Below are 13,535 nucleotides of genomic sequence, written 5' to 3' on the forward strand. Positions count from 1 at the left end.
TATGGCGGAGGTTGAAAACGATATTGATGGGTTAAAGAAGAAAATTGCCAATCTTCAGGCGCAGTTGGACAATACGCAGCGCGATTACTACACGCTGGTAGAAAAGACGAATCAAAACCTGAAAGACCTTTTTGACAACTCGAATGACCTCATTACAATCTTCAGAAAGACCGGTGAAATCCGATTTGCCAACGAAGCTGTAAAAAACAAGCTCAGTTATACCGAAGGTGAAATCACAGATCTCAAATTCCTTGAAGTTGTACATCCTGATTATCGACGAGGTACACTTCAGAACATTTTAAAAATAACCGCAGGTAGCAGATTTGAACGTTTTGAAACTGTTTTGATCTCGAAGACCGGAAAGAATATCTACGTTACAGGGAAGCTAACATCTGTTTTCGAGAATGACGAACCAGTCGAATATCGATGTGTATTCTATGACATCACTGAACGGATTCGTGCCGAAAGTGCCCAAAGTCTCTACTATCAGATTGCTAATATCACAATCACAGAAAACGATCTCGAGCAACTCTACAAAAACATCTACCATCAGTTAAATCAGATGTTGAAAGTTCAAAACTTTCACATAGCGCTGAAGGAAGGCACAGAGTACCGTAAAATATTTAATATCAATGAAAAGTCAGAAACAGACGATCTGAGTTTTGATTTAGATCACAAGCTCATGGAGTATACCGTCCAGCGTGATCGATCACTGATTGTTTATAGCGACGGTATTGAAAAAATAAGTCAACAGATCGGTGTCAAATTTAAAGATCCGATACCCAAAATATGGCTTGGTGTTATTATTCGTACAGCTACAGAAATGGGTGTGATGTCCATTTGTAGCTATAACGACCAGAGCGCATTTAACAATAAGGACCTGGAACTTCTCGATTATATCGGAGGTCAGATTAGTCTGGCCATGGAACGACAGCACAAGGAAGAAAAAATCGAAAACCAAGCGGCAACTTTAGGTGCGATATTCGATAGTAGTACTCACGAAATCTGGTCAGTAGATAAAGATTTTCGATTCACATCCTTTAATCAGAATTATGAAATAGCATTCAAGAAATACTACGGCTTAAAACCAAAAATAGGTACCAGTATCAAAGATCTGGCACAAGAATTACCCGAAAAAGTGCGAGATTTTTGGACTACCAAATATGATGAAGCCTTCAAAGGAAAGTTTGTAAACTTCCAGACGAATAATCTGAACAAATCAGGAAAGATGATTTGGCGTGAAGTATTTGTCAATCCTATTTTCCTGCACAATGGACGAATTGAAGAGCTTTCCATTATTGCCAATGACATAACTGAGAAAAAGGAATCAGAAAGTGCTCTGATTGCCAGTGAGGAAAAGTTTCGTACCATTTTCGAATCTTTTCAAGACATCTATTTTAGATGCGACACAGAAGGCACAGTAACTATGATTAGTCCATCGGTTCAGGAGGTTCTTGGCTATGAAACAAAGAAAGTAATTAATACCAGTGTCTTGGATTATGCGGTCAAGCCCAAGCAAATATTAGGAATCGGAAAACGTATCGATAAAGAAAAAAGAATACGAAACGTTGAAGGCACACTAAAAACTGTCGATGGCAAGAACCTTCAGTTCTTTTTCAACATCCGACTTATTAATAAAGATGATGGATCTGTAGAAATTGAGGGTGTAGCAAGAGATATTTCCCAACTCAAAAAGACAAATGAGGAATTGAAAAGAGCGAAAGAAATGGCTGAGCGATCGCTTAAAATAAAAGAACGTTTCCTTGCGAACATGAGCCATGAGATTAGAACTCCGATGAATGGCATCATTGGTATGATTGACCTTTTAGCTAGCACCAGCTTAGATGATGAGCAATCCGAATATGTAAAAACCATTAACAAGTCATCCCAAACACTTCTAAATATTCTAAATGACATCCTTGATCTTTCCAAAATCGAAGCTGGAAAGATGGACCTTAGACAACAGCCACTTCATCTGGTTAAAACCATTGAAAAGGTTTATGATTTATTTTCTCAACAAGCTTCATCCAAAGACAATAACTTATACTATCACATAGATGAAAAAATCCCTGAGTGGATACTTGGTGATGAGACAAGATTAATTCAGGTACTTTCGAACCTCACATCCAATGCCATAAAGTTTAGCGAAAGCAAGGGGAATATCAATATGAGTATCAGACTTGTAAAGCAAAGAGGCAAACAGTTTATTTTCAAAGTCACTATTAAGGATTCAGGTATAGGCATCTCCGAAGAAGATCAAAAAAGTTTATTCCAAAGCTTTCATCAATTAGATAACAGTAGTTCTAAAAACTTTGGCGGGACTGGACTTGGCTTGGCCATTTCACGTGAGTTGGTCAAATCTATGCAGGGAGAGATTGGTGTAGTTTCTACTCCAGGCTTAGGCAGTACCTTTTGGTTCACTTTTATGGGACAGGAAGTTTCTTCTGATGAGGTAAAAGCCATACAACCAGACAAACCATTTACTAAAGAATTCACTGGAAAGCAGCCTAAGATTCTTTTGGTTGATGACAATGATGTCAATCGAAAAGTAGCAAGCAGTATTATGATTAAATCTGGCTGTCAGGTAGATGAAGCATTTGACGGATTTCATGCCATTGAAAAAGTGGAAAAAGAAGCTTTTGATTTGATCTTTATGGACATCCAAATGCCAAAGATGGATGGTATCAAGGCTACTCATGAAGTTAGGAAACTGAAGTTTGGAGGTAATACACCAATCATAGCTATGACCGCTTATTCTATGGAGGAAGATCGTGAACGATTCCTCAATGCTGGGTTGGATGATTATCTCGCTAAACCTATCAAAGCCGAGATGTTAATAGATAAGATCAAAAAATGGGTAGATTTCAAGCCAATAGAAGTTTCCATAGATGCCATTGTCGAAAAAGCGGAAGATCTTGCAATCAATCAGAATACGCTGAATCAGTTAGCTAAATTTGGAGGACAGGAGTTAATAGAAGCTACATTACTTGAATTTGAGGAAGAAGCAGAAGAACTTGTGAAGAAAACCGTAACTTTTTTAAAAGAAAAAAAATACGAGAAAATGCGTGGCGAATTACACACGCTTAAAGGCAATGCTGGCACTTTGGGTGTTGAAAAGCTATCTAAACAAGCAGCTGATATTGAAAAACGATTAAAAGAAAATAAATTTGAGGGACTGGAAAGCAAAGTGCAAGAGCTAAAGGCATTGTTTCTGGAATTCAAAGAAAGTAGCCAAAACCTATTAGTCACCGATGAGTAAAAAAATAATTGTAGCCGAAGACAGCAGTGTAATTCAAAATCTTACTAAAAAGATTCTTTCACAGCTGAACTATGAAATTTCTTCCGTGAAAAATGGCCAGCAGGTGCTAGACCTGCTCGCGAAAGATGAATTTGGATTGGTCTTACTCGATATTCATATGCCTGTAATGGACGGGATGGAATGCGCCAGACAAATACGCGATACTACTGGCATCAATCGAAACATTCCGATTGTGGCAATCACCGGAAATGCAAATAACTACACCATGGAAGACTTTGAAGAGGTAGGAATTAATGCATTCATACCTAAGCCACTTAACTATGACTCAGTCGTAGAGATGGTGAAAAAGTATACGGATGACAATTAAATACACGAATCATTTCCTCAATAAACTTGAAGATGTCATGTCCGAAACAGACTATATCCTACGTTATGAAAAGGGGAATTTTCAATCAGGTTATTGCATCTTAAATGATAGCAAAGTTGCTGTTATCAATAAATTTTTCGCGCTGGAAGGAAAAGTAAATAGCTTAATAGAAATCATCCGATCTATTAAAGTAGATACTAGCAAGCTTAGCGACACTAACAAAAAGCTTTACTCCGAAATCACCAATAACCAACTTCAGTTGTGAGGGTTGTTTTCCTTGGCACGGGTACATCGCAAGGCGTACCTGTTATCGGCTGTACGTGTGATGTGTGTACTTCTGTAGATCACCGTGACAACCGTTTACGTTCTTCCATATTCGTAGAAATGAATGACGTACATTTAGTGGTGGATACTGGGCCGGATTTTCGTCAACAAATGCTCAGAGCTCGAATAGATCAACTAGATGCCATATTCTTCACTCACGCACACAAGGATCACACGGCAGGCATGGATGACATCAGAAGTTACAATTTCAAGCAAGGGAAGGATATGCCTGTTTATGCCAGCAAAGAAGTGCAAGAGCAATTGAAGCGGGAATTCTCCTACATTTTTGCAGAAAGTAAATATCCGGGTATTCCAAAAGTTGACCTTCACACCATTGATGGAAGTCCATTCCAAGTAGAAGGACAATCCATTGTTCCAATCCAGGTAATGCATCACAAGCTGCCAGTCTATGGCTTTCGATTTGGAGATTTTACCTACATCACAGATGCCAACTTTATTTCCGAAGAAGAGAAAGAAAAGATCAAAGGTTCCAAAGTAATCGTGCTGAATGCCCTTCAAAAGGAAGATCATATTAGTCATTTCACTTTGGAAGAAGCTGTGGAGCTGCTGACGGAATTAAATCCCGAGAAAGGATATTTGACGCATATAAGTCATCGACTTGGCTCACATATGGATGTATCAAATGAATTGCCTGATAATATCGAATTAGCTTGGGATGGACAGCAATTATCAATTGACTGACTGGTGATTAGTAAATGAATCATTACCTAGAATCTAAATTGGATGTAACGAAAACCAGCAACTAGCTACCTGCAAACTGATCATGTTTCATAATTACTTCTTTTTGAAAAGACTCGCACCCGAACTAGAGACAGCCCTAAAAGGATTGGCATTGCTCGAGTGCTTTTCGCAAAACAAAGACGAGCTGATTTTGTGCTTTGGTGATTCAAAAAGAGAATTCTACATTCGAGCCAACCTGGACCCTAATGTCTCGCTTCTCTCGTTTCCAGATCAATTCGCCCGTGCAGGAAAAAACAGCGCAAATCTATTTCCTGATTTGTTGGATCAAACCGTGTCAGGTGTGTCTGTTTTCAAATACGAAAGATCCTTTCAAATAGCATTCGATAGCGAAGCATTGATTTTTAAGATGCATGCACGCAGAGCAAATATTCTATTCGTCCAAAATGGTACGGTTAGCAGTATCTTCAGAAAAGCCCTTACTCCAGATTTAGAAATCAACCCAACTGCACTTCATAAAGAAATTAAAATTTCGCAGAAGCAATTTGCTGTGCATGGAGGCAATCCCATTGAACTAATTCCAGCCTTAGGCAAGGAAGTGAAAATCTATCTTGAACAGACTGGATTTTATGAGGAAACCGATCAACGTAAGTGGATATTGTTCCAAGAGTTATTAAGTGCACTGGATAAAAACCCAATCTTCCTTCGTAAAGGCCCCGCAATTAGCCTATTACTTGAAAGCGACGAAAAAGCAGAGAATGCCATAGCTGCCAGCAACCAACTTTACAATAGAACAGCCCGCAGCTTCTACTTTGAAAAAGAAAGGTCAGAAGGAATCAACAAACTAAAACAGCGTATCAAAAAATCTGAAAGCTACATTTTTAAAACTCGAAGTAAGCTTTCTCAGGTTGAGAATTCCAGAAGTCCTGAAGAGATTGCAAACATCCTAATGGCCAACCTTAACAGCCTACAAACAGGATTAACTAAAGCTGTACTCTTTGATTTTTACAATGATCAATCAATTGAAATAAAGCTCAATAGAGAACTTAGTCCGCAGAAAAATGCTGAAAATCTATACAGAAAAGCAAAAAACAGACATCAAGAAATCGATACCTTGAAAGAAAATATCGCAGCAAAAGAAACACTGATCGACAAGCTAAGCAGGCAAATTCTTTACATTCAAGACATAGAAGATATCAAAGAACTTAGAAAATATTTTAAAGATCATGGACTAAGTCAGAAGGAAAAAAATAAAGAAGAAAACCTTCCCTATCATGAATTTGAAGTCGATGGTTGGCAGATTCTACTCGGCAAGAATGCGAAAGCCAATGATGTGCTTACGCTGAAAGTGGCTAATAAAAATGATTTGTGGCTACATGCCAAGGATGTTGCGGGTTCACATGTAGTCATACGACAAAAACCAGGGCATAACTTCCCCTCACACATTATTGAAAAAGCAGCGGCTCTGGCTGCTGCCAATTCCAAAAGGAAAACCGACACGCTTTGTCCTGTCATCTATACTCAGAAGAAATTCGTAAGAAAAATGAAAGGAGCTCCAGCAGGTCAGGTAATTGTAGAAAAAGAAGAAATTGTCATGGTTGAGCCGGCTAATCTTTGACGCTTAAGTGACAATCCGCCTACTTCCTCTCGACTTCAAGACACTAAAAATATTGCCTTACGTAAATTCATAGCAATGGAAAAGAGTAAGGAACCATCCATTTTACTTATACCTGAAAATTCTTCCATCGAATTGAATTTTCAATCCTATCATTTTGATCAGGAATCAGCAGTTTTCATTCCATCTGGTCAATTTATTATTGCCGATCAAGCAAGCCAATGTATTGCAGTAAGTCCTAAATCTCCAAGTCACTATAGATATCTATTCTCTCAAGTACTCACGCTAGGACATGTAGATGCTGATGAAAAAATAAGATCTACAGATAGTCAAACCGTGCTTGATCATTCCAGCGAAAAATGGAAGAAATTAAACCCATTTAATACCACAGATGAAGAACTTGACCTCTTGTTTGATACGAGCGATTGGCTAGATCAGAACATAGAAGCAACTATTGACTTAAAAAACGGACTGCTTTCTTATGATGAAATAAGGAGGCTTTCACGACAAAAACTTGAACTTACCTTGTACCAGTGGAAAAACCACAAACTGATTAACAAGTCCAGACAAGTGCTCTATGAAACAGGTGGGTCGATTAAAGAGACTTCCTATTCTTTGGGCTTTAAAGACTCCTCATATTTTTGCAGATTCTTTCGTAATAATACCACACTCAGTCCTGGAGAATTTGTTCGGACAATTGAAGAAAGGCCACGCGAAAAACAAATTTTACGAAATTTTAAATCTTTGCTAAGCGCGCACATTCACTTGAATCATTCGGTAGCCTATTATGCCAATGAATTGAATCTTGTACCTAAGAGCTTTAGCCGCATCATTAAATCTTGCTCTGGAACATCTGCTAAAAAACATATAGAAGCTGAACTAATTTCAAGAGCTAAGGTACATCTTGAAGAAGGCCAATCTGTCACATCCATTGCGTTCGAACTTGGATTTGAAGAAGTCAGTCATTTTTCTAACTTTTTCAAGCATCACACTGGTATCACTGCGTCATCATTCATTGAAAAAAGTACCATCAATTAGGATTTTTTTGTAAACAGCGAGGCGTCCTTCCATCCTTGATTTGCATTGTCAATAAACAATTAAAAAACAATGCAAGAATTAGTATCAGAAATGGACAACATGGTACTGAGAGGAGAGATTCCTCAAGCAGTAGCCAAATTCTTTGATGAAAGTGCTCATACCAAAGATGTAGATGGATCAGAGACCTCCACCCGGGAGCAGGCTGTTCAAAAACTAACAGGTTTTGTCGGAAGCATAGCTCAAGTAAACGAGATCTCTCTTTTAAACAGCTCCATAGGAGAAGATGTCAGTATGTCTGAATTTCGGTTTCACTTCAATATGAAGGATGGGAGCGAAATCAAATGGCATGAAGTCATCCGTAGAGAATGGGAAGATGGCTTAGTAGTAAACGAAACCTATTTTCAAAACTAAAATCTAAATGCAATGAAAAATATCACGACCGCATTTTTAATGGTTCTATGTGCTTTTGTAGCATCAGCACAAGAATATAACACCGATGATAGCAAAATAGCTTTGAATGGCTACAGTCCAGTTTCCTACTTGGATTTGGAATTGGCACAGAGAGGTTCGAAGGAATTCGTATCTGAAGTAAATGGGGTGAAATACTTCTTTACATCAGTAGAACAAAAAAAGACCTTTGATGCAAACCCTAGCAAATATCAACCCCAATATGGAGGCTGGTGTGCGACAGGAGTAGCTATAGGAGCAAAATTTAGAGTAGATCCAACCAAGTTCATAGTAAATGATGGTAAATACTATTTATTCCTAAATAGCGTAGAAGTGGATGCAAAGCAAGTATGGAATGAAAAAGGGCATAATAATATGGTGAAAAATGCCAACGAAAACTGGAAGAAGCTAAAATCAAAATAGTTTCTGAAAGTCCAATTATGGTGAATGTTTGAGGGCGAAAATAATTTTCGCCCTTTTTTTATGCATTACTTAAACATTTATTAATCATATTCGTACTGATTACTTAAACATTTATTAATCTAATGGAGTCAATCGGATCACTTGAAGAAATTGTCTTGATGATTTTACTTGGGAATAAGAAAATCAACAGTGTAGACATAGCTAAAGAATATGAAGATGCACTTAGCAAAAACATTTCTATTCCTGCCATCCATGTAGTGTTGAAACGAATGGAAAAGAAAGGCTGGGTCAAATCTGAATTTGGTCAGCCTACTGCTGAAAGAGGTGGGAGAAGAAAACGAATCTATTGGGCAACACCTACTGCCTACAAATTGGTAAGTGACTTAAATGAAGCAAAAGTCAAACTTTGGAAAAGTGTAACTAAACCGTCACTTAACTATGCCCATGCATAGTCCTCCAAAATGGGCCGATTGGTTAATCCAAAGACTTTGTGCACCGCACCTATTAGAAGAGGTACAAGGTGATTTGCACGAAGCGTTCCATTGGAGAACCGAGCAGAAAGGGATTGCTCGAGCCAGATGGCTCTTCATTTTCGAAGTAATCCGATCTCTTCGATTATCAACCCTCAGACCTATCAACTATCTAAATCAATACCTCATGATGTACCGAAACTACCTTAAAACAGGATGGAGATTTCTGAAAAAGCACAAACTCTACTCAAGCCTTAACATCCTTGGTCTTGCACTTGGAATTTCCTTTAGCTGGCTGGCATATCTGCATGCAAATGATGAGATGAGTTTTGATAAACACTTGCCAGACCATGAAAGACTCTATCGAATTGTTGTAGACTTCCACCGTGGAGATGATGTTCATTACATTGGAGGAAGCTCCAACATAATGTCTATTCAGTTTGAAGAAAAAATTCCTGAAATTGAAAGCATCGCCCGATTTAAGTCCGACTATGGATTGATCAGAAAAGATGAAGAGACTATTGGTCAGTCGTTTATAATGGCTGATTTAGCAATGATAAACTACCTCAACTTGTCCTTTCTGGAAGGCACTGCAAACAAATTTGACCAACCCAATGACGTCATTATTTCAGAAAGTCTGGCGGGTAAGTTGGATCTCCGGGGTAAAGCTGTAGGTTCTATTATATCGCTCATCAGAGGCGAAGAATTTGAAGACTTTATTGTTCGTGGCGTATATCAGGATATTCCTGAAAATACTTCAGTGCGCAGAGATCTGATTATGTCATATTCCAACTATTTGTCCAACGCACCTCAACGGAGGCTCAATCAGTGGTTTGATATAAATATGAACTCTTTGGTTAAGCTGAAAGACCCTTCAGCCCTTGCCAGTGCGGAAGAAAAAATGAATGTTCTGCATCAGGAAAACGAACCAGATGAAGAAGGTGCATTGGTTATTCTAAAACTTCAGCCTATCTCCGAAATTCATCTAAATGAAGAATACGGTCATTACAATGGAATCTCACGAGGGGGAAGTACCTTAATGATCAAGCTCTTTGCCGGAATTGGTCTTTTTTGCCTTATCATCTCTATGATCAATTACGCCAATTTTAATATCTCTCTGTACATCAATCGTGCTCGAGAAGTTGCTCTCCGCAAGGTTATAGGTGCAGAGAAAAGCAGCATTTTCAGTCAGCTAATTACGGAATCTTTCATGTCTGCAATCCTTTCTGGAGCTCTGGCTCTCATACTTATGATAAGTATGCTTCCCGGCTTCTCTTCGTTTGTAAGAAAAGATTATGGTCTCAGTTATCTTGCAGATTGGCACTTTATCTCAGGTGCCATCGGCATCCTAGTAGGCGTTGCATTCATTAGTGGCGTATATCCAGCCGCTGTGCTTTCACGGTTCAAAATCATAAAAAGTCTTAAAGGAGAACAAAAAATCAAGTCTGGCAAATGGATTACACAGTCATTGCTAGGCATTCAATTCGTTATCGCTACGGTCTTAGTTGCAGGTATGCTCACCATGAATAGTCAGATTCAATACCTCACCACTTTCGACATTAAAATCGATCATGAAAATGTTATTTATGTGGACTACATTCCTGCCGACGAAAGCCAGATTACACCATTTGTATATGAACTGTCGCAAATGCCTGAAGTAGCCAGCGTTGCTGCCATTTCAGGTTATAACGGCACTCGCATGAAGAGTGAAAATCAATTTGATGTTCGTCACCTTCGCATTCACAACGATTTAATGAACTTGCTGGATATTAAAATTTTACAAGGAAGAAATTTTAATCCTAAAATTAGTTCTGATGCCAGTCAGGCCATACTTGTAAACGAGTCCTTTGTCTCTAAAATGGGCTTGGAAAACCCAATAGGAGAAATAGTACCCTTTGAATATGGGGATCTCAAAAATCCAAAAATCATTGGTGTAGTAGAAAATTATCATTTTGAGTCTGCAAAAAATGTTGTGGATCCGCTGGTTATCTATCAAAATCCAGCCTATCCCCTTCAATCAGTTTATTTTAAACTCAGCGAGGGAACGATTTTCAATCAGGAAAAATTCGAAACCATTTGGGCCAAACACTTTGATCCATTCCCATTTGAATTCAGTTTTCTGGAAGAGGCCTACATGAGAGCATATCAGCAAGAGCAGCGAATGATGCAGTTATTGGCTACTGGTTGTTTCGTTTCCATCTTCCTGGCAGCAATGGGGTTGTTGGGAATTGTAGGATTGCAACTCAATCAGCGACTAAAAGAGATAAGTATTCGCAAGGTACTTGGTGCGTCCTCAGGGAATCTCTATAAAGTCTTTACCAGAAAATTTTTGCTGATTATCACTATAGGATTAGCCGGTGGGCTTATTATCGGCAACTTGCTCATCAATAAGTGGCTGGAAAATTATCCGTATCACGTCGATTTCGGAATTGGAATTATAGGATTCACTGCTGTCATTACTATAGCCATCTCCTTAGTTGCTATTATTTCGCAAGTTTTCAAAGTAGTAAAAACTAATCCAATACAATACTTAAAAGACGAGTAAGAACATTTACAAAAAAGGAGCCTACTTTCGCTATTCAATAATTTGACTATGTCTATACTAGAACTCATTGGATGGCTGGGAGCTGGATGCTTACTTGTTGGTTTTGCGCTTAATATCTTTCAAAAAATTCATGCAGAATCTAACGCATACTTACTGCTCAATCTTATTGGATCACTTCTGCTTCTTTACAATGCATACATGAATGGCGCATTCCCCTTTGTAGCAGTCAATTTTGTTTGGGTGGTTTTTTCTTCTTTCAAGTTGGTACAAATGCGAATCAAAGCCTAATGGAAGGAAGCAAGAGAAGTGAGATACATATTGGGTCTGATGTGGCGGTAGTTCAAAAGCATCATCAACGTACTGGCGAACTTACAGAAGGTGTTGTCAAACGAATTTTAACAAAATCTCCTAACCATCCGCATGGCATCAAAGTAATGCTAGAAGACGGAATTGTAGGGAGGGTAAAGCAGATTTTAGGATAGTTTAGAAAAAACGTTGGTCGTTTTATATGCTCATTAGTCGATTGTGACTTCCTATCCGTCTTATAAAAAAAATTATGGCTCGTGCTACGGTATATATTAGTGAACAGAACCACTAAATAACCAAAATTATCATGAGCATCAGAGTCTTTATAATCTCCGCCTTATCGTTTCTATTCTTTGAACTACAGGCGCAAGAAAGTGCGAAGCATGAAAAAAAAATATTCAAAGACGGAGATGGTAAAGTCTATGTCAACAAAGACTTGCCGGTCTATCTAAGCATTTCATCTTCCCCAGATGGAAGTGATCGTCAGATTTTAGAAGGAAAAAACCCGATGTACAGCAGCCCCATGTACCTTGATTCAGAAGGTTATAATACCATAAGATCTCCTTGGCAAGTAGATCCGGAAACAAAGAAAGTTGTATCTCCAAAGGCAGAGGTCATTTTTGAATTATATGCCGACAGTAAAGCACCGAAAACCAAAATCAATTATGAGTCAGGTAATGTCTCGAATAAAGATGGAAAAGTCACTATGAAATCAGGCAGCGTTTTGCTAACTGCAAGTGATGAAACTTCTGGGATTGCTGCCATTTATTATTCTATCGACAATGCTCCATTTCAACAATACACCAATCCCATTAATCTTAGTGAAGAAAAGTCGAATTCAATGCAATACTATGCTGTAGACAATGTTGGCAATGCTGAAGAAATTCTAACGGCAAATATCATCATAGACAACTCCGCTCCAGTTAGTAATTTGGATATAGATGGTGATCTTTCAGATGATGTATTATCTGTTAGAAGCACCATACAACTTGAGGCTTTGGATAATTCATCTGAAAAAACTAAAATTTTCTATACCATTGATGATGGTAAAACCTATCTCTTCTCAAAGCCAATATCAATGGCTGGTTTGAGCGAGGGCGAGCACACCATCACATATTTTGCTGTTGATGATGTTGATAATAATGAAGAAAAGAAAATCTATAGCTTTTTCTTAGACAAGTCAGCACCGCGAGTAATAGACGAAATTATTGGCACCACTTTTATTGCAAATGGTAAAGAGTACTACTCAGGAAGAACTAAACTCAAACTTGTTGCTATGGATAACAAAGCAGGCGTAAAAGAAGTCCGATACTCCATAAATGGTGGAGAGTTTAAACTTTATGAAAGTCCATTCTACCTTTCGGAACCAGGAAATCTCAACATTGAAGTGTTGGTGATGGATAAGGTCAACAATAGATTGAGAACCACCGAATTTTCTGACAAGAATAACCTCATTAGCTATGTAGATCTTGCAGGACCCAAACTACAACATTCAGTAACCGGGCCTTCTTTTATGCTAAAGGATACTGTTTTCATCACTAAAGACACATCCATCAAATTAAATGGGAATGATGATGATTCTGGATTCAAGGAAATCGATTATCAAATTGATAATGGAGCCTCAAGTACGTACACTGAACCATTCAATATTGAATTGGATGGCTTTCATATCATTACCTATAATGGATATGATAATTTATCTAATTCAAGCACTGAGCGTATGATTTGCATTGTAGATAATGAAGGGCCAGAAGTATTCAATAGGTTTAGTATCAATAGCAACAAGTCGAAAGTCATTGATGGAGAAACCGTCCAAGTTTATCCACCTCATGTGGTTTTATTTCTTTCGTCAACTGATAAGCAAGCTGGATTAGATAAAATCAGCTATCAGGTGAATGGTAGCTCTATGCAACCATATCGTAGCTTGATTGAAAATTTCAAAAAGAATACGCTTTACAGAATAAACGTATCCGTAATTGATAAGCTAGGCAATGAAAATCAAAAAGAAATCGTATTCTACATTGAATAATGAACATTAATTT

13 protein-coding genes are annotated in these 13,535 nt (G+C 38.2%); all 13 read left to right on the plus strand.

Annotated elements, in window-relative coordinates:
• Position 1 precedes the first annotated feature (1 nt).
• The 13 genes from ABJG98_RS08875 (at position 2) to ABJG98_RS08935 (ending at position 13,522) form a co-directional block, all read left to right on the plus strand.
• Positions 2-3,259: a PAS domain S-box protein gene (locus ABJG98_RS08875; protein ID WP_348279148.1), complete on the plus strand. Its 3,258-nt coding sequence runs from the start codon at positions 2-4 to the stop codon at positions 3,257-3,259.
• The gene (locus ABJG98_RS08880) at positions 3,252-3,626 is read left to right on the plus strand and encodes a response regulator (RefSeq protein ID WP_348279149.1); all 375 of its coding nucleotides are present in this window, start codon (positions 3,252-3,254) and stop codon (positions 3,624-3,626) included. Before ABJG98_RS08875 ends, ABJG98_RS08880 begins: the two co-directional genes overlap by 8 nt.
• On the plus strand, positions 3,616-3,891 hold the full coding sequence (locus ABJG98_RS08885) for a hypothetical protein (RefSeq protein ID WP_348279150.1): 276 nt from the start codon (positions 3,616-3,618) through the stop codon (positions 3,889-3,891). Before ABJG98_RS08880 ends, ABJG98_RS08885 begins: the two co-directional genes overlap by 11 nt.
• Positions 3,888-4,652 (plus strand): MBL fold metallo-hydrolase, encoded by a 765-nt coding sequence (locus ABJG98_RS08890; protein ID WP_348279151.1) that lies wholly within the window; start codon positions 3,888-3,890, stop codon positions 4,650-4,652. Before ABJG98_RS08885 ends, ABJG98_RS08890 begins: the two co-directional genes overlap by 4 nt.
• 103 nt (positions 4,653-4,755) lie before the next feature.
• Positions 4,756-6,267 (plus strand): NFACT RNA binding domain-containing protein, encoded by a 1,512-nt coding sequence (locus tag ABJG98_RS08895; RefSeq protein WP_348279152.1) that lies wholly within the window; start codon positions 4,756-4,758, stop codon positions 6,265-6,267.
• Between the two features lie 75 nt (positions 6,268-6,342).
• Positions 6,343-7,302, plus strand: coding sequence for an AraC family transcriptional regulator (locus ABJG98_RS08900; protein WP_348279153.1), 960 nt, complete (start codon positions 6,343-6,345; stop codon positions 7,300-7,302).
• A 69-nt stretch (positions 7,303-7,371) separates the two neighbouring features.
• The gene (locus tag ABJG98_RS08905; protein ID WP_348279154.1) at positions 7,372-7,713 is read left to right on the plus strand and encodes a hypothetical protein; all 342 of its coding nucleotides are present in this window, start codon (positions 7,372-7,374) and stop codon (positions 7,711-7,713) included.
• A gap of 12 nt (positions 7,714-7,725) precedes the next feature.
• Entirely contained in the window at positions 7,726-8,172 is a 447-nt protein-coding gene (locus ABJG98_RS08910) for a YHS domain-containing (seleno)protein (protein ID WP_348279155.1), read from the plus strand.
• Between the two features lie 122 nt (positions 8,173-8,294).
• Positions 8,295-8,624, plus strand: coding sequence for a helix-turn-helix domain-containing protein (locus tag ABJG98_RS08915; RefSeq protein WP_348279156.1), 330 nt, complete (start codon positions 8,295-8,297; stop codon positions 8,622-8,624).
• A complete protein-coding gene (locus tag ABJG98_RS08920) occupies positions 8,617-11,187 on the plus strand; it encodes an FtsX-like permease family protein (RefSeq protein ID WP_348279157.1) in 2,571 nt (856 codons plus the stop codon). Before ABJG98_RS08915 ends, ABJG98_RS08920 begins: the two co-directional genes overlap by 8 nt.
• 48 nt (positions 11,188-11,235) lie before the next feature.
• Complete coding sequence (locus ABJG98_RS08925) at positions 11,236-11,475, plus strand: hypothetical protein (RefSeq protein WP_348279158.1); 240 nt, start codon at positions 11,236-11,238, stop codon at positions 11,473-11,475.
• On the plus strand, positions 11,475-11,669 hold the full coding sequence (locus ABJG98_RS08930) for a YwbE family protein (RefSeq protein WP_348279159.1): 195 nt from the start codon (positions 11,475-11,477) through the stop codon (positions 11,667-11,669). The genes ABJG98_RS08925 and ABJG98_RS08930 overlap by 1 nt, the downstream gene beginning before the upstream one ends.
• A gap of 131 nt (positions 11,670-11,800) precedes the next feature.
• Positions 11,801-13,522: a hypothetical protein gene (locus ABJG98_RS08935; RefSeq protein WP_348279160.1), complete on the plus strand. Its 1,722-nt coding sequence runs from the start codon at positions 11,801-11,803 to the stop codon at positions 13,520-13,522.
• The last annotated feature ends 13 nt before the right edge of the window (positions 13,523-13,535 follow it).

The sequence above is a fragment of the Ekhidna sp. genome, assembly GCF_039960695.1.
Taxonomy (GTDB): domain Bacteria; phylum Bacteroidota; class Bacteroidia; order Cytophagales; family Cyclobacteriaceae; genus Ekhidna.